Source organism: Mesorhizobium sp. J8 (genome assembly GCF_016591715.1).
GTDB lineage: Bacteria > Pseudomonadota > Alphaproteobacteria > Rhizobiales > Rhizobiaceae > Mesorhizobium.
This window is the reverse complement of the sequence record NZ_AP024109.1, coordinates 6,531,289-6,553,689: the sequence shown is the minus strand read 5'-3', so window position 1 is coordinate 6,553,689 and position 22,401 is coordinate 6,531,289. Positions and strand designations below refer to the sequence as shown.

The following is a 22,401-nucleotide window of genomic DNA, read 5'->3' as shown; positions in this document are numbered from 1 at the left end:
CTCGGAGATTTGTCATGACCAAGTCGAAACTGCTGCTGGCTGCCATGGTGGCCTGGCTTCTCGCGCCTGTCGCGGCGCGCGCCGACAACCTGCCGGACCTCGGCGGCAAGAAGGTGGTGGTGGTGACGGAGAACGCCTATCCGCCGCTGCAGTTCATCGACAAGAAGACCGGCAAGCAGATCGGCTGGGAATATGACGCCATGGACGAGATCGCCAAGCGGCTGAACTTCAAGGTCGAGTACCAGAACACCTCCTGGGACGCGATGATCCAGGCGGTTTCCGACAACCAGTACAACATCGGCATGACTGGTATCACCATCAAGGACGACCGCAAGGAGAAGGTCGACTTCTCCGACCCCTACATGCGCTCGGAGCAGTTCATGCTCGTGCGCGGCGACGAAAGCCGCTTCACCGACGCCAAGAGCTTCGCCGCCTTCAAAGATGGGCTGATCGGCGCCCAGCCCGGCACCACGCCCTTCTACACCGCCGTCTACAGCGTGCTCGACGGCAACGAGCAGAACCCGCGCATCAAGCTGTTCGAGACCTTCGGCGCGACTGTGCAGGCGCTGAAGGCAGGCGACGTCGACGTCGTGCTCACCGACGGCACCGCCGGCCAGGGCTATGTCGATGCTTCCGGAGGCAAGCTGAAGCTGATCGGCGGACCGCTCGGCACCGAGGATTTCGGCTTCATCTTCCCCAAGGGCTCCGACTTGGTGAAGCCGGTGAATGCCGCCATCGCCGCGCTCAAGGCCGACGGCACCTTCGACAAGCTCAACAAGAAGTGGTTCCTCGACTACAAGATGGGGCAGTGAGCTCGTCTTGTCGCGCGCGGTAAGTTTGCAGGAAATCGCGCAGACATTGCGCCCAGACGGTTGTGCTGGCATCGCCTGATGCCAGCGCCCACATCCACCGCCAAACCCGAATTCCCCTGGTGGCTGGCCGCTGCAGCCGTGCTCGCACTGGTCGCTGCCCTCGCCATCGCGTCCAGCGACCTTTATGCCGAGGTCTTCGCCACGGTCGCCAAAGGCATCGGCATCACCATCTTCGTCACCGCGGTCGCCTTTGCTTTAGCCTCCGCGCTTGGGCTCGGCATCGCGCTGATGGCGCTGTCGGGATCGCAGTGGCTGCGCCAGATCGCGCGCTTCTATGTCGAGATCATCCGCGGCGTGCCGATCCTGGTGCTGTTGTTCTGGATCGCCTTCGCCGGCGCGCCGGCCTTCGTCGCCGCCTGGAATGCGCTGACCGCGCCGCTGCAGAGCGCCGGGCTGATCGGCGAGCTCCTGGTGCGCGATGTCTCGCTGCTCTGGCGCGCCATCATGGCTTTAACCATCGGCTATTCGGCCTTCATCTCGGAAGTGTTCCGCGCCGGCATCCAGTCGGTCGAGAGGGGCCAGATCGAAGCGGCGAAGGCGCTCGGGCTTAGCCGGGCGCAGCGTTTCAGGCTGATCGTGTTCCCGCAGGCGATTCGCATGATCCTGCCGCCGCTCGGCAACGACTTCGTCGCCATGGTCAAGGATTCCTCGCTGGTCTCGGTGCTCGGCGTCGCCGACATCACCCAGATCGGCAAGGTCTATGCCGCCGGCTCGTTCCGCTTCTTCGAGACCTATTCGATCGTCGCCTATATCTATCTCATCCTGACCGTCGGCCTGTCGCTGGCGCTGCGGGCGCTGGAACAGCGGCTGCGCCGGCAGCATCAGGAATAGCCGGCAGCCTCGAGGCGCGCTACGATCCTTCGGCTCATCATCGCGGAGGACACGCCCCATGAATTTCGACAAGGCCAATGCGGCGCTGGACTCCGTCTATTCGGCCGACTCGCCGGAAGGGCTCGCCAAGGCCTATGCCGACTGGGCCGCGACCTATGACAGCGAGACCGCCTCGCTCGGCTATCTCCTGCCTTTCCTGATCACCGCCTGGGTGGCGCGGCACGTGCCGGCCGGCGAAGGCCCGCTGCTCGACGCCGGCTGCGGCACCGGCCTGTCGGGACCGTCGCTGAAGGCGCTGGGCTATGGCGAGATCGCAGGGCTCGACCTTTCCGACGACATGCTGAAAATCGCGGGCAGCCGCCAGGCCGGTGGTGAGCCGGCCTATAGCGAGCTGAAGAAGGCGATGCTCGGTGGTCCGCTGCCCTGGCCCGACCGGCATTTCCGCGCCTTCTTCTCGACCGGGGTCTTCACCATCGGCCATGCGCCTGCTTCCGGCCTGCACGAGCTGGTGCGCATCACGAAGGCCGGCGGTCACGCCATCTTCACCGTGCGCGACCAGGTGTTCGAGAGCGGCGGTTTTCAGGCGGTGTTCGATGGATTGGAGCAGGCCGGGAAGTGGCGGCTGGTGGAGCAAAGCCCGTGGTTCCGTTGCTACGCCATCGGCGATCCGGACGCGCTGGTGAAGACGTTCGTGTTCGAGGTGACGTGAGCGCCAGCCTCCCCTTCCCCCCTTGTGGGGGAAGGTGGCCGCGAAGCGGCCGGATGAGGGGTGCTCCAGGGAAAGCCGGCGTCTCACTCCGCTGGAACACCCCTCATCCGTCTCGGCGCTGCGCGCCGAGCCACCTTCTCCCGCAAGGGGAGAAGGGGAAGTCGCCGCTAATTGCCGAAAAGCCAAAACATTGCTATCTACCCGGCCATGGAAAAGCTTTTCAGCGATCCGGCCTACAAGGGTTTCGTGCTGCAGGACAGGAAGCGCCTGCCGTCGCGATTTGCCGCGCGCGTCTGTGGCGCGCTCACCAGCCGACTTAGCCTGGCCGACTGATCGAAGTCGCTCGCCGGCCAAGGCCGCGCAGCTTTTTCCCATTCTCATATCGACGGATTTACGCACATGAGCGCACCGCGCACCCTCTACGACAAGATCTTCGACGACCATACGGTCGACCGCCAGGACGACGGCACCTGCCTGCTCTATATCGATCGCCATTTGGTGCACGAGGTCACCAGCCCGCAGGCCTTCGAGGGCCTGCGCATGTCGAACCGCAAGGTCCGGCATCCGGAAAAGACGCTGGCCGTGGTCGACCACAACGTGCCGACCTCGCCCGAGCGCAAGTTCGGCATCAAGAACGAGGAGAGCCGCATCCAGGTCGAGGCGCTGGCCAAGAACGCCAGGGATTTCGGCATCGATTATTATTCCGAGAACGACGTCCGCCAGGGCATCGTCCACATCATCGGGCCGGAGCAGGGTTTCACGCTTCCCGGCATGACCATCGTCTGCGGTGACAGCCATACCTCCACGCATGGCGCGTTCGGCGCTCTCGCGCATGGCATCGGCACCTCCGAGGTCGAGCATGTGCTCGCCACCCAGACACTGATCCAGCGCAAGGCCAAGAATATGCTGGTGCGCGTCGACGGCCAGTTGCCGGAAGGCGTCACCGCCAAGGACATCATCCTGGCCATCATCGGCGAGATCGGCACCGCCGGCGGCACCGGCTACGTCATCGAATATGCGGGCGAAGCGATCCGCTCGCTGTCGATGGAAGGCCGCATGACGATCTGCAACATGTCGATCGAGGGCGGGGCCCGCGCAGGCCTGATCGCGCCGGACGAGACGACCTTCGCCTATGTCAAGGACAAGCCGCGCGCCCCGAAGGGCGCCGCCTGGGATGCCGCGCTCGCCTATTGGAAGACGCTGCATTCGGACGAGGGCGCGCATTTCGACAAGGTCGTCGTGCTCGACGCGCAAAAACTGCCGCCGATCGTCTCCTGGGGCTCCTCGCCCGAGGACGTGGTCTCGGTGCAGGGCGTCGTGCCCAATCCGGAAGAGATCGCCGACGAGAACAAGCGCACGTCGAAGCTGCGCGCGCTCGACTATATGGGGCTGACGCCCGGAACCAGGATCACCGACATCGCGCTCGACCGCGTCTTCATCGGCTCCTGCACCAATGGCCGCATCGAGGACCTGCGCGCCGCCGCCAAGGTGGTCGAGGGCAAGAAGGTCAATCCGCGCGTCAACGCCATGATCGTGCCGGGGTCCGGCCTGGTCAAGGAACAGGCCGAGGCCGAAGGCCTGGACAAGATCTTCATCGCCGCCGGCTTCGACTGGCGTGAGCCCGGCTGCTCGATGTGCCTGGCCATGAACGACGACCGGCTGAAGCCGCATGAACGCTGCGCCTCGACCTCGAACCGCAATTTCGAGGGCCGGCAGGGCTTCAAGGGCCGCACCCATCTGGTGTCGCCGGCCATGGCGGCGGCGGCGGCGATCGCCGGCCATTTCGTCGACATCCGCGACTGGAAGTAAGCGCCCGCCTGCCGTGCTCGACAAAGGCCCGGACGCGACGTCCGGGCCTTTAGCTTTCAGCGATCTATCTGCGAATGATCTCGTGAAACTCCTCGCGCCGGCCGGGCTCGTCGGCAGCGACGACCAAGGCCAGCTGCCGCTCGTCAAAAATCTTGAACCACTCGTCCCACTCCACAAGTTCGTACCCGCCGGTGTTGATCGGACGTTCCGGGCGGTCGGTGTCTTCATAGGCCTGCTGGCCGAACACCAGCCGCAGCATGGGCTGCGTTCCGGCCTCGGGCGAGACGTCGACGATGGCCGGGAAGCCGGCGCGCGCCGCCGCCCAGGAGCGGATGTCATCGTGGTTCGTCAAAGTGATCGTGCCGGCCATCTCGGTCGTCTCCCGTCAGACGTCTGCTGTCCTGGCCGGACAACGCCGCTCCGGCAGGCCGGTTCCGCATGGCTTCACGGCGTATTATCGGAGGCTTAACCGCTTGTTTGGGCTTAAGCCCTAGCATCTCCCCTTGGGTAAAGTTGGGGAAAGTCGCAGTCCTTTGGACACCGGTCTGCTCATAGCGCTGCTCAATCCGACGATAGCGCTGGCGCTCGGCGCTGCGTTCTTCGTGCTGTGGTCCTATCAGCGCCATCGCCCGTATCTGGCCGTCCTGTCGGCGAGCTATGCTCTCGCCGCGGCCGGTTTCCTGTTCCAGCACTTCACCCTTCCGGTCGGCCTGGCGCCGTCCAAGTTCCTCTCCAATCTGTGTTTCTGCGTTGCCGGGTCCTGTCTGGTCGGCGCCATCGTCGCGCGCCACGGCCGGCCCGTCCCCTTTGCCGCGATCGGCGTGCTCGCGGGAGGCGGAATGGCCGCGTTCTGCTGGTTCCTGTTCGTTCAACCGGACCTGACATGGCGGATACTCGTCGTCAATTTCGCGCTCGGCGGCATCAGCCTTCTGGCCGCCGCGGAGCTGCGCGTGGTGCGCGGCAATGGCCCGACGGAAAAGATCCTGTTCGTGCTGGCATTGCTTTCCGGGTTGAACTTCTTCGTGCGGACGCTGGCAGTCATCATCGCGCAAGGACCGTTCAAGGGCTATGACGAGCTCTATGCCTCGTCTTACTGGACGACGGCGCTGCTGTCGCACGCGCTGCTGTCCCTGCTGATCGCGCTTAGTCTGTTCACGGCCGCCGCGCTCGATGTGGTGAAGGCGCTGAAGGCCGAGACCCATACCGATCCGCTCTCCGGCATCCTCAACCGCCGCGGCTTCGAGGAGCGGGCGGCCCTTTTGCTCGACCAGTGCGGCAAGGCCGGGTTTCCCATCGCCCTGGTGCTCGCCGATCTCGATCATTTCAAGGCACTCAACGACCAGCACGGCCACGAGGCCGGCGACCGGGTGATCGCCGACTTCGCCGCCAAGCTGCGCGCCGCCACCGGCGCGCGCGGGGCCGCCGGCCGCATCGGCGGCGAGGAGTTCGCCGTGCTTCTGCCGCTCAGCGACCTCGCCTCGGCAAGGCTTTTCGCCGAGGCGATCCGCGCCTTCTATTCGGCCGGAGCGATCGACGGCCTGCCGCCCGGCACCAGGGTCACCGCGAGCTTCGGCGTCGCCGCCCGCTCCGGCAAGGAAGGCCTGATGCCGTTGATGCGGCGCGCCGACGAGGCGCTCTACAAGGCCAAGAAGAACGGCCGCGACAGCGTGCGTGTCTCGTATGAGAGGCCCGAGACCGTCTTCGTCGCCGAGCGGCTTGCTGCCGGCTGAGGCAGGCTGTCAAAACCCTGTAGGTGATTGCTAGGTTCGTTATTAGCTCCCCTGCGGCCGTATCGGCGGCGAGGAATTCGCCATCATCCTGCCGGGCACCAAACTGCGGCGCGGCCGTTTGCCGAGGGCGCGCGCAACGCCTTCGGCGCCTTGCCGATCGAAGGCCTGCTGGCCGAGCATCGCTGCAGCGCAAGCTTCGGCGTGGCCGAGCTCGCTGCCGACGAGGGTTTTGCAGACTTTTGCGGCGAGCCGACGCCGCGGTCTACGCAGCCAAGAATGCCGGCCGCGACTGCGTTCGCGTCTCAGGCGCCGCGCCGCCCGGCGCCGGCGGTCGTCAACGGCAAGGGCTGAGATTGGGCATCTCGCCGTCGGAAAGCCCGTACATATAGGAGCGGCCCTTGACCAAAACCGGCGGCTGGTAGCAGCCGGGGGCGCCGGCCTCGTCCGCATCGTCATAGACGACGTCCGGCTGGCCGGCGCTGGTAAATTCGGAAAGTTTCTTGGCGAGCTTGCCCTCGCCGACGATGATGCGCTTGTAGCCGGCGGCGCTGTCGATTACGAGATTGCCGAAGGAATCGGCATAGACGCGGTCGTGATGGCGCAAGCCGGCTTCCGCCGGAGCGGCGATCGCCGTCACCAGCCCCGCCAGCGCCGCGGCGGCAACGCCTGCACGCACTGAATTCGAACGCATGTCGCTCTCCCTTGATGCCGCGATGATCGCGCCTGGATTCCGGTTCGAATGGGAAATTAACCCTTTCTTAACCTTTGTTAAGAGGTGGGAGGCCTTCGGCGCCGGTTCTTAAGGAACATGGTTAATTTTCGAGGGTCCGGTTTTCGCCCGCCGCAGGGCGGGCATGCGGTCGGCTGACTCCGGGTGAGCTTGATCTTGATGCGTCGCGTGGCTAGCGTGCCGCGCACGAAAGGGCAGCGCATGAGTTTTGGCCACACGGTTCGGGTGTCGATCACCATCCCGCTGCTTCTCGCGGCCGCGGCCTGCGTGCCGCAGGACGGCGCGCCGAAGGCGGCGAATGCCGCGCCGCCCGCCGCCTCGCCTGCCCCAGCGCCGCTGTCCGGCGCCCCCGGGACACCACCGCCGGCGGCTGCCACGCCCCCGTTGCCCGCGGCAGCCCCGGCACCCGCGACGCCCCCGGGATCTGCAACGGCCAAGACGCCTGCAACGCCTGCGCCCGCGACTAAGATCGTCACCGACCTTACCGTGCCGCGGTCCGGCCTCGGCACGGCGACCTACAGATGCGGCAATGGCGGCATGATCACCATCCAGAATCTCGGCTCGTCGCTGCGCGTGGTCCGCCCGGACGGCACGGCCGAGGAATTCGCGGCCTCGCCCGCCAACCAGAGCAGTCGCTACCAGGAAGCGGCCACCCATGACGCAATCGTGATCGACGGGCGCGAAGCGCTGGTGATGAAGAGGGGATCGACCCCGCAGACCTGTCGGAGATAGCGCTCTTTGTTGCACTGCAACGAGACATTGCGCCGGCTTCGAAACAGCCGCTAATCGATTGAAGCCTCCGGCCCTCAATTTGTCAGACTAAATGATGTTTCCAAAACGATTTTCCGGCTTTGACGCGGTGCAAAAAGCGCATTAGAAACCGGCTGTCCGGAGCCATATATGAGGGCGGCAAACACCGCATTCCCATTCCGGCTTCAAGGATGCCGAACTGGGGGAGCCATGAGCAAATCACCAGCCACCCGCGCAGTCGCCAGACGTGAACGGCCGCTTTCGCCGCATCTGACGGTCTACCGGCCGCCGATCACGATGACGATGTCGATCATCCATCGTATCACCGGCGGCGCGCTTTATTTCGGGACGCTGCTGGTGGCGGCCTGGCTGATTGCCGCCGCGAGCTCGCAGGCCGCCTTCGACTGGGTCAACTGGGCCTTCGGCTCCTGGCTCGGCCGGCTGGTTCTCTTCGGCTACACCTGGGCGCTGATGCACCACATGCTGGGCGGGCTGCGCCACCTCATCTGGGACACCGGCGCAGGGCTTGAAAAACACACCGCGTCGAGGATCGCCTGGGCGACGCTTGCCGGTTCGATCGTGCTGACGCTTCTGATCTGGATTGCCGGCTATATGGCGCGGGGAGCATTCTGATGGCCGCCAACAATTCGGACATGCGCACGCCGCTGGCGAGGGTCCGCGGCCTCGGTTCGGCCCGGGAAGGCACCGGGCATTTCTGGCGCCAGCGGCTGACCGCCATCGCCAACATTCCTTTGATCCTGTTCTTCGTCGGCTTCCTGATCGCGATCAACGGCCACGGCTACGCGGAGGTGCGGGCGGCGCTCGCGAACCCGTTCGTGGTGGTCATGCTCGGGCTGGTGCTGATCTCACCGCTCTATCATATGCGCATCGGCATGCAGGTGATCATCGAGGATTACGTGCATGGCGAAGGCCTGAAGCTGGCGCTGATCGCCCTCAACACCTTCTTCTGCGTGGCAGTCGGCGTCGCTTCGCTGTTTGCCCTGCTCAAACTCGCATTCGGAGGCTGACGCCTTGGCCAACGCAAATACAGCCGGCACGGCTTCCGCCTACACTTTTGTCGATCACAAATTCGACGTCGTGATCGTCGGCGCCGGCGGCGCCGGCCTACGCGCCACGCTCGGCATGGCCGAGCAGGGGCTGCGCACCGCCTGCATCACCAAGGTGTTCCCGACGCGCTCGCACACCGTGGCTGCGCAGGGCGGCATCGCCGCCTCGCTGTCCAACATGGGGCCGGATTCCTGGCAGTGGCATATGTACGACACCGTCAAGGGCTCGGACTGGCTGGGCGATGTCGACGCCATGGAATACATGGTGCGCGAGGCGCCGGCCGCCGTCTACGAACTCGAGCATTACGGCGTGCCGTTCTCGCGCACCGAGGAAGGCAAGATCTATCAGCGGCCGTTCGGCGGTCACATGATGAACTATGGCGATGGTCCGCCGGTGCAGCGCACCTGCGCCGCCGCCGACCGCACCGGCCACGCCATCCTGCACACGCTCTACGGCCAGTCCCTGAAGAACAACGCGCAGTTCTTCATCGAATATTTCGCGCTCGACCTGATCATGGAGCCGGACGGCACCTGCACCGGCGTGGTGGCCTGGAACCTCGATGACGGCACCATCCACCGCTTCTCGGCCAAGATGGTGGTGCTGGCGACCGGCGGCTATGGCCGCGCCTATTTCTCCGCCACCTCGGCGCATACCTGCACCGGCGACGGCGGCGGCATGGCTGCCAGGGCCGGCCTGCCGCTGCAGGACATGGAGTTCGTGCAGTTCCACCCGACCGGCATCTACGGCGCCGGCTGCCTGATCACCGAAGGCGCGCGCGGCGAGGGCGGCTATCTCGTAAATTCGGAGGGCGAACGCTTCATGGAGCGCTATGCGCCGTCTGCCAAGGACCTTGCCTCGCGCGACGTGGTCTCGCGCTGCATGACGCTGGAGATCCGCGAAGGCCGCGGCGTCGGCAAGAAGAAGGACCACATCTTCCTGCATCTCGACCATCTCGATCCGGCCGTGCTGCACGAGCGGCTGCCGGGCATCTCGGAATCGGCCAAGATCTTTGCCGGCGTCGACCTCACCAAGGAGCCGATCCCGGTGCTGCCGACGGTCCATTACAATATGGGCGGCGTGCCGACCAATTACTGGGGCGAGGTGCTCAACCCGACGGCCGAGAATCCCGACCGCGTGTCGCCCGGCCTGATGGCCGTCGGCGAGGCTGGCTGTGCTTCGGTGCATGGCGCCAACCGGCTTGGCTCGAACTCGCTGATCGACCTCGTCGTGTTCGGCCGCGCGGCGGCTATCCGCGCCGGCCAGGTCATCGACCGCAAGTCGGCGATCCCGTCGCCCAACGAAGCTTCGGTCGAAAAGATCATGGAGCGCTTCGACAGGCTGCGCCACACCAACGGCTCGATCCCGACCGCCAGCTTGCGCGAAAAAATGCAGCGCGCCATGCAGGAGGACGCCGCCGTGTTCCGCACGCAGGAATCGCTCGAGAACGGCTGCAGGCGAATCTCGGAACTCTGGGGCGAGCTAAAGGACCTCAAGGTCACCGACCGCTCGATGATCTGGAATTCCGACTTGGTCGAAACGCTGGAGCTGGAAAACCTGATGGCGAACGCCATCACCACGGTCTACGGTGCCGAGGCGCGCAAGGAGAGCCGGGGCGCGCATGCGCGTGAGGATTTCGACAAGCGCGACGACGCGAACTGGCGCAAGCACACCCTTGCCCATCTGAGCGAGGACGGCAAGGTGACGCTGACCTACCGGCCGGTCCACACCGAGCCGCTGCTGGCGGAGAAGGACGGCGGCATCAGCCTGGCCAAGATCGCGCCGAAGGCCAGGGTGTACTGATCATGGCGCTCGCGGCCACCGGATATTCCGGCACGCCCCTCCCGGCCAAGCTCGGCCTGAAGGACGGGATGGTCGCCGCTTTCATCGCGCTGCCACCGGAACTGGGCGATCTGGCTGAAGCGGTGTCCTTCGCCAAGGTCGATCGGCTGCCGAAGTGGTCGGCGATCTCGGGCAACCGCAAATACGATGCCGTGCACGCCTTCACCCGGCAGCGCGCCGAAATCGAGGACGGCCTGGCCGGCATCGAGACGGCGATCAAGCGCGACGGCATGGTCTGGGTCTCCTGGCCGAAGAAGGCCTCGAAGGTCGCCACAGACGTCACCGAGGACGTCATCCGGTCGGAGGCGCTGAAGCGCGACCTGGTCGACGTCAAGGTCGCTGCCGTCAACGAAATCTGGTCCGGGCTGAAGCTCGTCATCCGAAAGGACCGCAGGTAATGGTCGAACTCACGCTTCCCAAGAATTCGCAGATCAAGCAGGGCAAGACCTGGCCGAAGCCGGAAGGCGCAACCAATCTGCGCGAATACCGCATCTACCGCTGGTCGCCGGACGACGACGAAAATCCGCGCATGGACACCTATTTCGTCGACATGGACGATTGCGGGCCGATGGTGTTGGACGCGCTTCTGTGGATCAAGAACAAGATCGACCCGACGCTGACGCTGCGCCGTTCCTGCCGCGAAGGCATTTGCGGCTCCTGCGCCATGAACATCGACGGCTCCAACACACTGGCCTGCACCAAGGGCGCCGAAGACATTTCCGGCGCGGTGAAGATCTATCCGCTGCCGCATATGCCGGTCATCAAGGATCTGGTGCCCGACCTCACCAATTTCTACGCCCAGCACGCTTCGATCCAGCCCTGGCTGCAGACGGTCTCGCCGACGCCCGCCAAGGAATGGCTGCAGAGCCATGAGGATCGCGAGAAGCTCGACGGGCTTTACGAATGCATCCTGTGCGCCTGCTGCTCCACGTCCTGCCCGAGCTACTGGTGGAACGGCGACCGCTATCTCGGCCCGGCCACCCTGCTGCAGGCCTATCGCTGGCTGATCGACAGCCGCGACGAGGCGACGGGCGAGCGGCTCGACAACCTCGAAGACCCGTTCCGGCTCTATCGCTGCCACACCATCATGAACTGCGCGCAGACCTGCCCGAAGGGGCTGAACCCGGCCAAGGCGATCGCGGAGATCAAGAAGATGATGGTGGAGCGGCGCGTCTGAGACGAAGAGGTTTGGCGACAGCAACTACAAGGTCGGGGTGCTGTCCCTCCAACCTTGAAGGCTAGGCAACTCAATGAGCGAAGATCTCCCCATCCTCTCACCCGTCGAGGCCCGTGTCCTCGGCTCGCTGATTGAGAAGAAGGAGCTGACGCCGGACGTCTATCCGCTGACGCTCAATGGCGCGCACGCCGCCGCCAACCAGAAGACGGCGCGCGAGCCTGTCATGGCGCTGGAGTTGACCGAGGTGCGGCGGGCGCTGAGCACGCTGGAGCAGAAGGGCCTGGTGCGTCAGGCGTTTGCCTCGCGCGTCGAGCGTTACGAGCATCTGATGGCGCAGCGCTTTTCGCTGACCACGCCGCAGATCGCGGTGATCGGGCTTTTGCTCCTGCGTGGCGCGCAGACGGCGCATGAGCTGCTTGCCCGTTCGGAGCGCATGGCGCGCTTCGCTTCGATCGAGGAGCTGCGCGACAATCTCGATTTGATGATCGGGCGAAGGCCGCCGCTGATCCATTTGCTCGAACGCGCGCCCGGGCAGCGCGAGGAGCGCTATGTGCATCTGCTGAGCGGGCCCGTGGAAGCGGCGACGGTGGCGGCGCCGTGGCAGGCGCCGGCGACAACTGTGGATTCCGGACTTGAGGCGCGGGTCAAGGCGCTGGAGGAAGAGGTCGCGGCATTGCGGGCGAAGATCGAGGCGCTGGGCGGGTGAATTTGATGGCGGGAAACGTCGGCGGGACAGCGCCCCCCTCTGTCCTGCCGGACATCTCCCCCACAAGGGGGGAGATCAGATGTTACGCCGGCTTTCGCCAATCTCCAGCGTTGAAGGACAAGCGCCGGCGCCAAAACTGCCAATCTCCCCCCTTGTGGGGGAGATGCCCGGCAGGGCAGAGGGGGCGCGAAGGATCGCCACCCCGCCAGGTAGAAGCCGATTACCCCAACCTAGCATCCAGCGACACCTTGATCGCTCCCAGCGCCTTCGACACCGGGCATTCGGCCTTGGCCTTCTCGGCCAATTCCTTGAACTTCGCCGCGTCGATGCCCGGCACCTTGCCGACCAAAGTGATGGCGCTGCCGGTGATGCCGGTGCCTGGCACCAGCGTCACCACCGCCTTGGCGTCGAGCTCGGCGGCCGGCGTGCCGTTTTCGGCGAGGAAATGCGAGAGCTGCATGGCGTAGCAGCCGGCATGGGCGGCGGCGATCAGCTCTTCCGGGTTGGTGCCGGATTTCCCGCTCTCGTCCTCGAAGCGCGCCTTGAATGAATAGGGCGTGCCCTTCAAGGTGCCGCTCTGGGTGTCCAGCGTGCCCTTGCCTTCCTTCAGATTGCCTTTCCAGACGGCGTTTGCGGTGCGGTCCATGGAGTCCTCCTTGTCGGGGTTTTCGCCGGCGGGCGCCGACGTTCCCGAAGACTATAGCGCGGGTGCGGCGGAAGACCATCCGGCTCCAGGCGTCAAAAAAAATCTCAAAGAAAGGTGCGTGCAAAAATGTCGGCTTCGATCGGGCCGGAGCGTCCTGCGGGCGGCCACGACTTGACGGCCGGATGGAGGCTCGCATGGACAACCTGTTTTTCTCGGTGTGGCAACGTTCAGGCGGCAAGCCGCGGCGCAAGGAAGACTTCTGGCTGGATTTGCCGCCATCGGGCTTCGGCCGGCTTTTGGTGGCGGTTGCCGTCATCGGGGTCGCCGCGTGCCTTCTCGACCACGGGGCAGCCAGAGGCGCGGCTGACACCGTCCGGGCCGGATCTTATGGTTCATCGCAACAAGGAAGATCGAAATGAGATATGTGCTGCTGGTCTACGGCCAGGAAAAGGACCTCTTCGCGCTCAGCCCGCAGGAATCGGCCAAGCTCGATGCCGACTCGCTGGCCTATGACAGGGAACTGGAAAGGCAGGGCAAGCTGATCGTCGCTCAGGCGCTGCAGCCGGTGAAGATGTCGAAGTCGCTCAGGCGGCGCAAGGGCAAGCGGCTGGTGACCGACGGCCCCTTCGCCGAAACCAAGGAGCAATTGCTGGGCTTCCTCATGGTCGAGGCGGCGGATCTCGACGAGGCGCTGGCGATCGCCGACCGCGTTCCCTTGGCCGAGCTCGGCACCGTCGAGGTCAGGGCGATCTACGACATACCAGGGTCATGACGCGTGTCGCACAAGCGCGACGACCTGCTCAGGATGCAGAACCGCGGCGGCGCAGAATTCTGCGCCCTGCGATCAAGGTCACGAAATGGATCCCCGGGTCTGCGCTCCGCTTCGCGTCGCTCCGCCCGACGAAGTTGAGAGGCGTGCGCCAATCAGCAAATCGTTCAGATCGCCTCGCCCTTCAACAGCCTTGGCGTGTCGCCGGAGAGGCCCGAGGCCTGACGGATGAAGAAATCCTTGAGTTTCGGCATGCGCTCGACCAGGCCGAGGCCGAGATCGCGCGCGGCGCGCAGCGGGCCGATGTCGTTGGAGAACAGCCGGTTCAGGACGTCGGTGGTGACGCCCATCTGCAGCGTGTCGAAGCGGCGCCATTGCTGGTAACGCTCGAGCACGTCTAGGGCGCCGATATCCTGGCCGAGCCGGTCGGCCTCCACCACCACTTCGGCGAGCGCCGCGACATCCTTGAAGCCGAGATTGAGGCCCTGGCCGGCAATCGGGTGGATGCCGTGCGCGGCGTCGCCGGCGAGCGCGATGCGCGGCGCGACGAAGGCGCGGGCGAGCGTCAGGCCGAGCGGCCAGGCACGCGGCTTGTCGGCGACGCGGATCTCGCCGAGCTTCAGGCCGAAGCGCTGCTCCAAATCGTGCTCGAAGACGAACTCGTCGCCCTCGACCAGCGCCTTGGCATCTTCCGTGCGCTCCACCCAGACGATCGACGAACGGTTGGTGCCGTCCTTGTCCGGCTTCAGCGGCAGCGTGGCGAAGGGGCCGGCGGGGAGGAAATGCTCCTCGGCGCGGCCGTTGTGCGGGCGCTCATGCGCAACCGTGCAGACGATGCCGGACTGGCCGTATTCCCACTTCACCGTCTTGATGCCGGCCATGTCGCGCAGCTTCGAATTGACGCCGTCGGCGGCAACCAGCAGCCGCGCCCTGAGCGTCGCGCCGTCGGCCAGATGCACGGTGATGCCGGCGCCATTCGCGTCGAAGGCGCTGACCGCCATGCCCTCTATGATGTCGATGCCGAGCTTTTCGGCGCGGCGGCGCAGCGCGCCGTTCAGGTCGCGGTTGGCGACCATGTGGGCGAAAGGCTCGCCGGGCGCCACCTCGCCGTCGAAGGTCAGGAACACCGGACGCACCGGGTCGGCGGCGCGCGAATCGGTGATGATCATTTCGGTGATCGCCTGCGCTTCGGGCGCGATCTCCTCCCAGACGCCGAGCTGCTCCAGCATGCGGCTGGCGGCCGCCGCGATGGCCGAGGCGCGGCCGTCCTTCCGCCAGACGCCGGCGGGGGCCGCATCGACGATGGCGATGGCGAGGCTAGGGCGCGCCTGCTTCAGCGACACGGCGGCGGTGAGGCCGACATAGCCGGCGCCGGCGATGAGCACGTCGAGCGGCGCCTCGCGGCTCCCGTTCGCTTCCGCTTCCTTCGGCTTGCGATCGACCATGGCATTATCCTTTCGCGGCTTCGGCCGGCCGCCGTCTGCGGCCTTGACTGCCTGCGCGTCCTGTCCGAAACCGGCCATGGCACATCCTTGAAGGATTTCAAACATGACCGCGGCCATGGACGAGCTTCTGGACATTCTCGACCTCGAGCAGCTCGAACACAATCTGTATCGTGGTCGCAGCCCCAAGGTCGACTGGCAGCGCGTCTTCGGCGGCCAGACCATCGCGCAGGCCCTGGTCGCTGCCCAGCGCACCGTGGAGCCGGAACGCCACGTGCATTCGCTGCACGGCTATTTCATGCGGCCTGGCGACACCAAGCTGCCCATCGTCTACGAGGTCGACCGCATCCGCGACGGCGGCTCCTTCACCACGCGCCGGGTCGTGGCGATCCAGCACGGACAGGCGATCTTCTCGCTGGAGGCGTCCTTCCAGCAGGACGAGGTCGGGCTCGAGCACCAGCTGCCGATGCCGCGCGACGTGCCGGCGCCGGACACGCTGCTCACCCAGCGCGAGCTACTCGGCAAGTTCGGCGAGGCGGTGCCGGAAGGCATCAGGCGTTACTGGGAGCGCGACCGGCCGATCGAGATGAAGCCGGTGATGCTGAAGCACTATACCAGCCGCGAGAAGCTGGAGCCGCAGCAGAACATCTGGATCCGCACCACCGGCCCGGTGCCTGAAAACCGCGCGACGCAGGCGGCCGTGCTCGCCTATCTCTCGGACATGACGCTGCTCGACACCTCGACCTTCGCGCATGGCCGCGCCATCTTCGACCGCGACATCCAGGCCGCCAGCCTCGATCACGCCATGTGGTTCCACCGCGCCCATTCGCTTGACGACTGGATCCTCTACAACCAGGACAGCCCGTCGACGCAAGGGTCGCGCGGTTTCACCCGCGGCTCGCTGTTCGCGCGCGACGGAACGCTGATCGCCTCCGTCGCTCAGGAAGGGCTCATCCGGCTCAAACGTTGAGCCGGCTTCCCTTGTTTGCCTGCAAAACGCGCATTTTTGATTTTCTGCCCACTTTTTAGGCTTTGATACCTGCCAAGCCGTGCGCGAATGATGTGCACCGGCCGGCCATCCCCTTTGTTTACAACAGGTTAACACCCTGCTTCGGCAATTGGCACGGAGCTTGAATCCTGTCGTGCACTCTCCGGCTCCTCGGGATCGGTGAAGGTGTGCAAACGCGGGGGACCGCAACAGCAAAGGGTGAAACCTTATGAAAATCGTGATGGCAATCATCAAGCCGTTCAAGCTCGACGAGGTGCGCGAAGCGCTCACCGCCGTCGGCATCCAGGGCCTGACCGTCACCGAAGTCAAAGGCTACGGGCGTCAGAAGGGGCACACGGAAATCTATCGCGGCGCGGAATACGCGGTCAGCTTCCTGCCCAAGATCAAGATCGAGGTCGCCGTCGGCGCCGACATGGTCGACAAGGCCGTCGAAGCCATTACCGCGGCCGCCAAGACCGGCCAGATCGGCGACGGCAAGATTTTCGTCTTCGGCATCGACCAGGCGGTGCGCATCCGCACCGGCGAAACAGACACCGACGCGCTCTAAGCGGCGACCATCCATTCCAACGGAGAGTTCAATGAACATACCTTCCCCCTTGAAGACGACGGGACGCGCGGCCGCTTCGCTGGCACTCGTGGCCATGAGCACCGTCGCCGCCATCGCGCAGGAGGCCGCCCCGGCAGCCACCGCTGCCGCGCCCGCCACGCCGGCGCCCGCGCTCGACACCGGCAACACCGCGTGGATGCTGACCTCGACGGCGCTTGTGCTGATGATGACCATCCCCGGCCTGGCGCTGTTCTACGGCGGCATGGTGCGCAAGAAGAACGTGCTCGCCACCATCATGCAGAGCTTCGCCATCACCTGCCTGGTGACCGTGCTGTGGTTCATGTTCGGCTATTCGCTCGCCTTCTCCGACGGCGGCGCCACGAACGCCTATCTCGGTGGCTTCACGAAATTCTTCCATCACGGCATCACCACCGCGACGCTTTGGGCGCCGGGCGTGGCGAACATCCCTGAATTCGTGTTCTCGATGTTCCAGATGACCTTCGCCATCATCACCCCGGCGCTGATCGCCGGCGCCTTCGCCGAGCGCATGAAGTTCTCGGCGCTGCTGATCTTCATGGGCCTGTGGCTGGTCTTCGTCTATGCGCCGATCGCGCACTGGGTGTGGGGCGGCGGCTTCCTCGGCTCGGCCGGCGTGCTCGACTTCGCCGGCGGCACGGTCGTCCACATCAATGCCGGTGTCGCGGGCCTGGTCTGCGCGCTGGTGCTGGGCAAGCGCGAAGGCTACGGCACCACCAACATGGCGCCGCACAACCTGGTCTACTCGGTGATCGGCGCCTCGCTGCTGTGGGTCGGCTGGTTCGGCTTCAACGCCGGTTCGGAACTGGCGGCCGACGGGCTTGCGGGTGCCGCCATGATGAACACGCAGGTCGCCACCGCGGCGGCGGCGCTGGCCTGGATGTTCGCCGAATGGATCGTCGCCAAGAAGCCTTCGGTTCTCGGCATCATCTCGGGCGCCGTCGCCGGCCTGGTCGCCGTGACGCCGGCTTCCGGCTTCGTCAACCCGACCGGCGCCTTCATCGTCGGCATCATCGCGGGCGTCGTCTGCTACCTGTCGGCGGTCAAGCTCAAGCATGCGATGGGCTATGACGACTCGCTCGATGCCTTCGGCGTGCACGGCGTCGGCGGCGTGGTCGGCGCCCTGCTCACCGGCGCGCTCGCCGATCCGGCGATCAACGCGCTCGGCAAGGACGCCTCCGTCGGCAAGCAGCTCTACGGCATCGTCTTCACTATCCTGTGGACGGCGATCGCCACCTTCGTGATCCTCTACATCGTGAAGGCGCTGGTCGGCCTGCGTCCGTCGACCCAGGAAGAGGTCGAAGGTCTCGACGTCACCCAGCACGGCGAGGTGGTGCCGTAAGGCTCATTTCGCTCTCTGCTTCGGCGCAATTCCGGACCGGGACCGTTCGGAATTGCGCCAAGGGCCGGCGGATCCTCCTCCCGCCGGCCCGGAATTCCTCCCAAGATCCCGTCGTGACGCTCTCGAAAGGGGCTCACGCCTTGAGGCCCGGAACACTTCCGGGCCTCCTTTTTGTCAGGGGGCCATCCTCGCCTTTTCGATCACGTTCACTTGATCTCGCCTGCATGAAACATCGGCCTGCGAGGTTCCGTACCTGGACTGCGAGCGTCATCAAGGCGTCCGCCAAACAAGAGGGAAGGAACCACCTGATGAACATCAAGAATATCTTCCTGGGAGCGATGGCTCTTTCGATGATCAGCGGCGTTGCACTTGCCGGTGCTCTCGATGAGCCGGCCAACATGGCCCCGTTCTTCACCGACTCCAGCATGAAGACCATGAAGTCCGAGGCCGACTTCAAGGCGGCCTGGGCTGCGATGCCCAAGGACAAGCAGGACATGATGATGAAGGAATGCCAGGACGCGGCGATGAGCAAGCCTCACGCCGAGTTCTGCGCCAATCTCGTAACCTACGCCGGCAGAAGGTGACTGCGGCAGGTCGGGTCCGCAAGGAGCCCGATCACTTCGCCGTTTCAGGCAAAGGATGGCGGGTCGCGAGGCCTGCCATCTTTGTTCGAGCCGAAGCCCGGTAAAGACCCATGGTTAATGCGGCCTTAACCTTCCCCCCGATAGTCTGACGCTCGAATCTGCCGGAATGCGCCATGCGCCCGGCCAGGCAACGATCACGGGGAAGAGCATGCGTTCAGGCGCCTCAGCACCGCTCGCGCTGACCGATACGGGGCACGGCATCCAGGCATTCGCGCGACGCCAGGTCGGGCGGCTGGTCGGCGCCGGGCTGTTCCTGTTCACCGCCTTCGGCATCGCGGCTCTGGCCACATGGAACGTCGCCGATCCGAGCTTCTCGCACGCCACCAGCAACGTCGTCACCAACGCCATGGGCTATGCCGGCGCGGTGTTCGCCGACCTTGCTATGCAGTTCTTCGGCCTTGCCGCGGTCGCGGGGCTGGTGCCGGCGGTGATCTGGGGCTTTCTCCTGTTCACCGCGCGCGGCGTCGACAAACTGCCGAAGCGCGGCTTCGCCTGGTTCGGCTTCGCGCTCTTGGCCGCGGCCATCGCCGGCTGCGTGACGCCGCCCAACACCTGGCCGCTGCCGACCGGGCTCGGCGGCGTGTTCGGCGACATGGTGCTGAAGATCCCGGGCATCGCCGTCGGCGGCTACCCGAAAGGCCTTTTCGCGACGATCATAGCGGTCATCCTCGCCGCGCCGACCTTGTGGCTGTTCGCCTATGGCTCGGCGCTGATCGCCCGCAAGAACGGCTTTGCCGTGATGGAGCGCGCCGCCGCGCCCGATCCGCGCGAGCAGGACGAGATGCTGTTCGACGAGGATGAGGACGAAGGCGACGAGGGGATCCTCGCGCTCGGCGCCCTCACCCATTGGTGGCTGTCGTTCCGCGCCTTCCTGCACCGCCGCGCCGAGCGGCGCAGGCGGGAGCGTGATGAGTTCGAGCCGCCGATGGAGCCCAAGGCCAGCGCCTGGCGGCGCGCCGCCGAGCGGGTCGAATCGGCCGAATTCGCCGAAAGCCGGATGAGCCCGGGCGGTCGTGCCCGCGTCGAGCCGGAATTCTTCGCCGCCATGGTCAACGACCGCAGCGCCTCGGTCGATCCGGCCGACCAGGATATATTCGACGACGAGCAGGACGAAGACGTCGACCTCGACGATTTCGACGACGAGGCGCCTGCCCAGCGCCGCGGCGCGCCGGCGGCCAAGGTGCGGAACTTCCGCTCAGATGCCGCGACCCGCGTCGAGGCGCCGGCGGCGCGACCGGTGCCGGGCGCCCGCGTCCAGCGCGAGGCGCAGACCTCCCTCATCGGTTCCGACACGTTCGAGATGCCGTCGCTGCATTTTCTGTCCGAGCCGAAGAACGTCGCCAAGGACCCGAGCCTGTCGAAGGACGCGCTGGAGCAGAACGCGCGGCTGCTCGAAGGCGTGCTGGAGGATTTCGGCGTCAAGGGCGAGATCATCCATGTCCGCCCCGGCCCGGTCGTCACGCTCTACGAGCTGGAGCCCGCGCCCGGCATCAAGTCCTCGCGCGTCATCGGCCTCTCCGACGACATCGCGCGCTCGATGAGCGCGATCGCCTGCCGCGTCGCGGTCGTGCCCGGCCGCAACGCCATCGGCATCGAATTGCCAAACGCCAAGCGCGAGACGGTCTATCTGCGCGAAATCATGGCGAGCCGCGATTTCGAGACGACCAAGGCCAAGCTCGCGCTGGCGCTCGGCAAGACCATCAATGGCGAGGCGGTCATCGTCGACATCGCCAAGATGCCGCACGTGCTGGTCGCCGGCACCACCGGCTCGGGCAAGTCGGTCGCCATCAACACCATGATCCTGTCGCTGCTCTACCGGATGACGCCGCAGGAATGCCGGCTGATCATGATCGACCCGAAGATGCTCGAGCTCTCGGTCTATGACGGCATCCCGCATCTTTTGACGCCTGTCGTCACCGATCCGAAAAAGGCGGTCGTCGCGCTGAAATGGACCGTGCGCGAGATGGAGGACCGCTACCGCAAGATGTCCAAGGTCGGCGTGCGCAACATCGACGGTTTCAACGCGCGCGTCCAGCAAGCGGAGAAAAAGGGCGAGAAGATCTCGCGCACGGTGCAGACCGGCTTCGACCGCCAGACCGGCGAGGCGATCTACGAGACCGAGGACCTCGACCTCGAGCCGATGCCCTATATCGTGGTCATCATCGACGAGATGGCCGACCTGATGATGGTGGCCGGCAAGGACATCGAAGGCGCGGTGCAGCGCCTGGCGCAGATGGCGCGCGCCGCCGGCATCCATGTCATCATGGCGACGCAACGCCCGTCGGTCGACGTCATCACCGGCACGATCAAGGCCAATTTCCCGACCCGCATCTCCTTCCAGGTGACGTCGAAGATCGACAGCCGCACCATCCTTGGCGAGCAGGGCGCCGAGCAGCTGCTCGGCATGGGCGACATGCTCTACATGGCCGGCGGCGGCCGTATCCAGCGCGTCCACGGCCCGTTCGTCTCCGACGACGAGGTCGAGAAGGTCGTCGGGCACCTGAAGCTGCAGGGCGTGCCGGAATATCTCGACGCCATCACCGAGGACGACGAGGAGGAGGACGAGGACGGTCCGTCCGGCAAGGGCGGTTCCGGCGGCGGTGGCGGCGGCAATTTCGAGGATTCCGACGATCCCTACGACCAGGCGGTGGCGGTTGTGCTGCGCGACGGCAAGGCCTCGACCAGCTACATCCAGCGCCGGCTCGGCATCGGCTACAACCGCGCCGCCTCGATCATCGAGAAGATGGAGAAGGAAGGCATTGTCGGCCCGGCCAATCATGCCGGCAAACGCGAGATTTTGGTCCCGACCGAAGACGACAAATTCTAGGGTCTGTCGAACTTCAGGTGAGGCCAGCCTGACCTGAAGCTCGACAAACCTTGGCCCGGCGAGACGCCAGCCCGGGCCAGCAGGCAACCGGAGATCGTCTGGCGCGTTCATGCGAGGGACAGTCGTCCGCGCCTTTGCGGCGGAGCTCTCGCGCATCCGCCAAACTTAGGCCCCAGTGGAAGTGCAGAAACTGCGGCGACACGAATCACAGGAAGTGACCGGCATGAAGACCCAGACCGAATTCGCCCTCACCCGCCGCCAGCTTCTCGGCCTCGGCCTGATGCTTGGCGGAGCCGCCGCTCTCAACCTCGTGCCGGGCTACCAGCTCGTGGCCGCCGCGCAGGCCGCGGTGCCGCCGGCGGCGCAGAAGATCGCCGACCATTTCTCCTCGGTGAAGTCGATGAGCGGCGAGTTCGTCCAGTTCGGGCCGAAAGGCGAGCAGACCGGCGGCAAGTTCTTCCTGGAGCGTCCGGGCAAGATCCGCTTCAATTATGACGGCTCCTCGAACTTCCGCGTCATCTCCGACGGCAAGTCGGTGGTGATCCTCAACAAGAAGCTCAACACCTCCGACCTCTACCCGCTGTCGAAGACGCCGCTGAAGCTGCTGCTCGACGACCGGATCGACCTCTCGGGCGGCCGCGTCAAGGCGGTCAAGGAAGAGGATGACCTCACCACGATCAAGCTTTCCGACAAGTCGGTCTTCGGCAATGCGATGATCACAATGATGTTCGACCCGAAGACCTACGATCTGCGGCAGTGGACGATCACCGATGCGCAAGGCAAGGACACCACGGTGATGATCTTCAACACCAAGGAAGGCGTCAGCTTCCCGCCCGACACGTTCGCAATCGACTATACGGCGAACCGCGAGCTGAATTCCAGGACGCGATCTGGCGGATAAACCGGCACGGAAGCGGC

General features: G+C 65.4%; 25 protein-coding genes and 1 pseudogene. 22 read left to right on the top strand and 4 right to left on the bottom strand.

Annotated elements, in window-relative coordinates:
• The first annotated feature begins 14 nt into the window (after positions 1-14).
• The 5 genes from MJ8_RS31385 to leuC all read left to right on the top strand — a co-directional run bounded on the left by MJ8_RS31385 (position 15) and on the right by leuC (position 4,221).
• Positions 15-812: a basic amino acid ABC transporter substrate-binding protein gene (locus MJ8_RS31385; protein ID WP_201412394.1), complete on the top strand. Its 798-nt coding sequence runs from the start codon at positions 15-17 to the stop codon at positions 810-812.
• A 78-nt stretch (positions 813-890) separates the two neighbouring features.
• Positions 891-1,703, top strand: coding sequence for an amino acid ABC transporter permease (locus MJ8_RS31380; protein ID WP_201412393.1), 813 nt, complete (start codon positions 891-893; stop codon positions 1,701-1,703).
• A 58-nt stretch (positions 1,704-1,761) separates the two neighbouring features.
• The gene (locus MJ8_RS31375; protein WP_201412392.1) at positions 1,762-2,412 is read left to right on the top strand and encodes a class I SAM-dependent DNA methyltransferase; all 651 of its coding nucleotides are present in this window, start codon (positions 1,762-1,764) and stop codon (positions 2,410-2,412) included.
• A gap of 207 nt (positions 2,413-2,619) precedes the next feature.
• On the top strand, positions 2,620-2,745 hold the full coding sequence (locus MJ8_RS32615) for a hypothetical protein (RefSeq protein ID WP_127238320.1): 126 nt from the start codon (positions 2,620-2,622) through the stop codon (positions 2,743-2,745).
• A gap of 66 nt (positions 2,746-2,811) precedes the next feature.
• Complete coding sequence (gene leuC / locus MJ8_RS31370) at positions 2,812-4,221, top strand: 3-isopropylmalate dehydratase large subunit (RefSeq protein ID WP_201412391.1); 1,410 nt, start codon at positions 2,812-2,814, stop codon at positions 4,219-4,221.
• A 64-nt stretch (positions 4,222-4,285) separates the two neighbouring features.
• Here the strand turns inward: leuC and MJ8_RS31365 are convergent, their stop codons facing one another.
• Positions 4,286-4,591 carry a hypothetical protein gene (locus MJ8_RS31365; protein ID WP_201412390.1) on the bottom strand — a complete coding sequence of 102 codons (306 nt, stop codon included), beginning with the start codon at positions 4,589-4,591 and terminating at the stop codon, positions 4,286-4,288.
• Positions 4,592-4,754: 163 nt separating this feature from the next.
• Here MJ8_RS31365 and MJ8_RS31360 point away from each other — a divergent pair, with 163 nt between their 5' ends.
• Both MJ8_RS31360 and MJ8_RS32505 read left to right on the top strand, forming a co-directional pair.
• Positions 4,755-5,951: a GGDEF domain-containing protein gene (locus MJ8_RS31360; RefSeq protein WP_201412389.1), complete on the top strand. Its 1,197-nt coding sequence runs from the start codon at positions 4,755-4,757 to the stop codon at positions 5,949-5,951.
• Between the two features lie 55 nt (positions 5,952-6,006).
• Positions 6,007-6,340, top strand: a pseudogene (locus tag MJ8_RS32505) (GGDEF domain-containing protein); the annotation flags it as partial.
• On the opposite strand, the gene MJ8_RS31355 reads toward MJ8_RS32505, so the two are convergent.
• On the bottom strand, positions 6,286-6,642 hold the full coding sequence (locus MJ8_RS31355) for a hypothetical protein (protein ID WP_201412388.1): 357 nt from the start codon (positions 6,640-6,642) through the stop codon (positions 6,286-6,288). The pseudogene MJ8_RS32505 and the gene MJ8_RS31355 overlap by 55 nt on opposite strands.
• A 240-nt stretch (positions 6,643-6,882) precedes the next feature.
• Here MJ8_RS31355 and MJ8_RS31350 point away from each other — a divergent pair, with 240 nt between their 5' ends.
• From MJ8_RS31350 to MJ8_RS31320, 7 genes are all read left to right on the top strand, one after another.
• Entirely contained in the window at positions 6,883-7,413 is a 531-nt protein-coding gene (locus tag MJ8_RS31350; protein ID WP_201412387.1) for a hypothetical protein, read from the top strand.
• A gap of 228 nt (positions 7,414-7,641) precedes the next feature.
• On the top strand, positions 7,642-8,064 hold the full coding sequence (gene sdhC / locus MJ8_RS31345) for a succinate dehydrogenase, cytochrome b556 subunit (protein WP_040996394.1): 423 nt from the start codon (positions 7,642-7,644) through the stop codon (positions 8,062-8,064).
• Positions 8,064-8,459: a succinate dehydrogenase, hydrophobic membrane anchor protein gene (gene sdhD / locus MJ8_RS31340; protein WP_201412386.1), complete on the top strand. Its 396-nt coding sequence runs from the start codon at positions 8,064-8,066 to the stop codon at positions 8,457-8,459. The genes sdhC and sdhD overlap by 1 nt, the downstream gene beginning before the upstream one ends.
• A 4-nt stretch (positions 8,460-8,463) precedes the next feature.
• Positions 8,464-10,299, top strand: a complete 1,836-nt coding sequence (sdhA, locus tag MJ8_RS31335; RefSeq protein WP_201412385.1) for a succinate dehydrogenase flavoprotein subunit — start codon at positions 8,464-8,466, stop codon at positions 10,297-10,299.
• Between the two features lie 2 nt (positions 10,300-10,301).
• Complete coding sequence (locus MJ8_RS31330; protein WP_201412384.1) at positions 10,302-10,736, top strand: DUF3052 family protein; 435 nt, start codon at positions 10,302-10,304, stop codon at positions 10,734-10,736.
• Positions 10,736-11,515 carry a succinate dehydrogenase iron-sulfur subunit gene (locus MJ8_RS31325; protein WP_201412383.1) on the top strand — a complete coding sequence of 260 codons (780 nt, stop codon included), beginning with the start codon at positions 10,736-10,738 and terminating at the stop codon, positions 11,513-11,515. Before MJ8_RS31330 ends, MJ8_RS31325 begins: the two co-directional genes overlap by 1 nt.
• A gap of 73 nt (positions 11,516-11,588) precedes the next feature.
• On the top strand, positions 11,589-12,221 hold the full coding sequence (locus MJ8_RS31320; RefSeq protein ID WP_201412382.1) for a YceH family protein: 633 nt from the start codon (positions 11,589-11,591) through the stop codon (positions 12,219-12,221).
• Positions 12,222-12,441: 220 nt separating this feature from the next.
• Here MJ8_RS31320 and MJ8_RS31315 read toward each other — a convergent pair whose 3' ends face one another.
• Positions 12,442-12,867, bottom strand: coding sequence for an OsmC family protein (locus tag MJ8_RS31315; protein ID WP_059189445.1), 426 nt, complete (start codon positions 12,865-12,867; stop codon positions 12,442-12,444).
• A gap of 194 nt (positions 12,868-13,061) precedes the next feature.
• On the opposite strand from MJ8_RS31315, the gene MJ8_RS31310 reads away from it, so the two are divergent.
• Together MJ8_RS31310 and MJ8_RS31305 are read left to right on the top strand one after the other, a co-directional pair.
• Positions 13,062-13,286, top strand: coding sequence for a hypothetical protein (locus MJ8_RS31310; RefSeq protein ID WP_201412381.1), 225 nt, complete (start codon positions 13,062-13,064; stop codon positions 13,284-13,286).
• The gene (locus tag MJ8_RS31305; protein ID WP_201412380.1) at positions 13,283-13,639 is read left to right on the top strand and encodes a YciI family protein; all 357 of its coding nucleotides are present in this window, start codon (positions 13,283-13,285) and stop codon (positions 13,637-13,639) included. The genes MJ8_RS31310 and MJ8_RS31305 overlap by 4 nt, the downstream gene beginning before the upstream one ends.
• A 164-nt stretch (positions 13,640-13,803) precedes the next feature.
• Here MJ8_RS31305 and MJ8_RS31300 read toward each other — a convergent pair whose 3' ends face one another.
• Positions 13,804-15,081: a ubiquinone biosynthesis hydroxylase gene (locus MJ8_RS31300; RefSeq protein ID WP_201415635.1), complete on the bottom strand. Its 1,278-nt coding sequence runs from the start codon at positions 15,079-15,081 to the stop codon at positions 13,804-13,806.
• A gap of 103 nt (positions 15,082-15,184) precedes the next feature.
• On the opposite strand from MJ8_RS31300, the gene tesB reads away from it, so the two are divergent.
• The 6 genes from tesB to MJ8_RS31270 all read left to right on the top strand — a co-directional run bounded on the left by tesB (position 15,185) and on the right by MJ8_RS31270 (position 22,384).
• Positions 15,185-16,048, top strand: a complete 864-nt coding sequence (gene tesB / locus MJ8_RS31295; protein ID WP_201412379.1) for an acyl-CoA thioesterase II — start codon at positions 15,185-15,187, stop codon at positions 16,046-16,048.
• Between the two features lie 247 nt (positions 16,049-16,295).
• Positions 16,296-16,634 (top strand): P-II family nitrogen regulator, encoded by a 339-nt coding sequence (locus MJ8_RS31290; RefSeq protein ID WP_006327120.1) that lies wholly within the window; start codon positions 16,296-16,298, stop codon positions 16,632-16,634.
• A 49-nt stretch (positions 16,635-16,683) separates the two neighbouring features.
• On the top strand, positions 16,684-18,012 hold the full coding sequence (locus tag MJ8_RS31285) for an ammonium transporter (RefSeq protein WP_412177136.1): 1,329 nt from the start codon (positions 16,684-16,686) through the stop codon (positions 18,010-18,012).
• 308 nt (positions 18,013-18,320) lie between these two features.
• Positions 18,321-18,596 carry a hypothetical protein gene (locus tag MJ8_RS31280; protein ID WP_201412377.1) on the top strand — a complete coding sequence of 92 codons (276 nt, stop codon included), beginning with the start codon at positions 18,321-18,323 and terminating at the stop codon, positions 18,594-18,596.
• A gap of 208 nt (positions 18,597-18,804) precedes the next feature.
• Positions 18,805-21,483, top strand: coding sequence for a DNA translocase FtsK (locus tag MJ8_RS31275; RefSeq protein WP_201412376.1), 2,679 nt, complete (start codon positions 18,805-18,807; stop codon positions 21,481-21,483).
• Positions 21,484-21,706: 223 nt separating this feature from the next.
• Positions 21,707-22,384, top strand: coding sequence for an outer-membrane lipoprotein carrier protein LolA (locus MJ8_RS31270; RefSeq protein ID WP_127237421.1), 678 nt, complete (start codon positions 21,707-21,709; stop codon positions 22,382-22,384).
• Positions 22,385-22,401 lie beyond the last annotated feature (17 nt).

Coding starts and splice junctions, on each gene's coding strand:
- MJ8_RS31385 (WP_201412394.1), top strand. CDS start 15: ATGACCAAGTCGAAACTGCTGCTGGCTGCCATGGTGGCCTGGCTTCTC.
- MJ8_RS31380 (WP_201412393.1), top strand. CDS start 891: ATGCCAGCGCCCACATCCACCGCCAAACCCGAATTCCCCTGGTGGCTG.
- MJ8_RS31375 (WP_201412392.1), top strand. CDS start 1,762: ATGAATTTCGACAAGGCCAATGCGGCGCTGGACTCCGTCTATTCGGCC.
- MJ8_RS32615 (WP_127238320.1), top strand. CDS start 2,620: ATGGAAAAGCTTTTCAGCGATCCGGCCTACAAGGGTTTCGTGCTGCAG.
- leuC (WP_201412391.1), top strand. CDS start 2,812: ATGAGCGCACCGCGCACCCTCTACGACAAGATCTTCGACGACCATACG.
- MJ8_RS31365 (WP_201412390.1), bottom strand. CDS start 4,591: ATGGCCGGCACGATCACTTTGACGAACCACGATGACATCCGCTCCTGG.
- MJ8_RS31355 (WP_201412388.1), bottom strand. CDS start 6,642: ATGCGTTCGAATTCAGTGCGTGCAGGCGTTGCCGCCGCGGCGCTGGCG.
- MJ8_RS31350 (WP_201412387.1), top strand. CDS start 6,883: ATGAGTTTTGGCCACACGGTTCGGGTGTCGATCACCATCCCGCTGCTT.
- sdhC (WP_040996394.1), top strand. CDS start 7,642: ATGAGCAAATCACCAGCCACCCGCGCAGTCGCCAGACGTGAACGGCCG.
- sdhD (WP_201412386.1), top strand. CDS start 8,064: ATGGCCGCCAACAATTCGGACATGCGCACGCCGCTGGCGAGGGTCCGC.
- MJ8_RS31330 (WP_201412384.1), top strand. CDS start 10,302: ATGGCGCTCGCGGCCACCGGATATTCCGGCACGCCCCTCCCGGCCAAG.
- MJ8_RS31325 (WP_201412383.1), top strand. CDS start 10,736: ATGGTCGAACTCACGCTTCCCAAGAATTCGCAGATCAAGCAGGGCAAG.
- MJ8_RS31320 (WP_201412382.1), top strand. CDS start 11,589: ATGAGCGAAGATCTCCCCATCCTCTCACCCGTCGAGGCCCGTGTCCTC.
- MJ8_RS31315 (WP_059189445.1), bottom strand. CDS start 12,867: ATGGACCGCACCGCAAACGCCGTCTGGAAAGGCAATCTGAAGGAAGGC.
- MJ8_RS31310 (WP_201412381.1), top strand. CDS start 13,062: ATGGACAACCTGTTTTTCTCGGTGTGGCAACGTTCAGGCGGCAAGCCG.
- MJ8_RS31305 (WP_201412380.1), top strand. CDS start 13,283: ATGAGATATGTGCTGCTGGTCTACGGCCAGGAAAAGGACCTCTTCGCG.
- MJ8_RS31300 (WP_201415635.1), bottom strand. CDS start 15,081: ATGGTCGATCGCAAGCCGAAGGAAGCGGAAGCGAACGGGAGCCGCGAG.
- tesB (WP_201412379.1), top strand. CDS start 15,185: ATGACCGCGGCCATGGACGAGCTTCTGGACATTCTCGACCTCGAGCAG.
- MJ8_RS31290 (WP_006327120.1), top strand. CDS start 16,296: ATGAAAATCGTGATGGCAATCATCAAGCCGTTCAAGCTCGACGAGGTG.
- MJ8_RS31280 (WP_201412377.1), top strand. CDS start 18,321: ATGAACATCAAGAATATCTTCCTGGGAGCGATGGCTCTTTCGATGATC.
- MJ8_RS31275 (WP_201412376.1), top strand. CDS start 18,805: ATGCGTTCAGGCGCCTCAGCACCGCTCGCGCTGACCGATACGGGGCAC.
- MJ8_RS31270 (WP_127237421.1), top strand. CDS start 21,707: ATGAAGACCCAGACCGAATTCGCCCTCACCCGCCGCCAGCTTCTCGGC.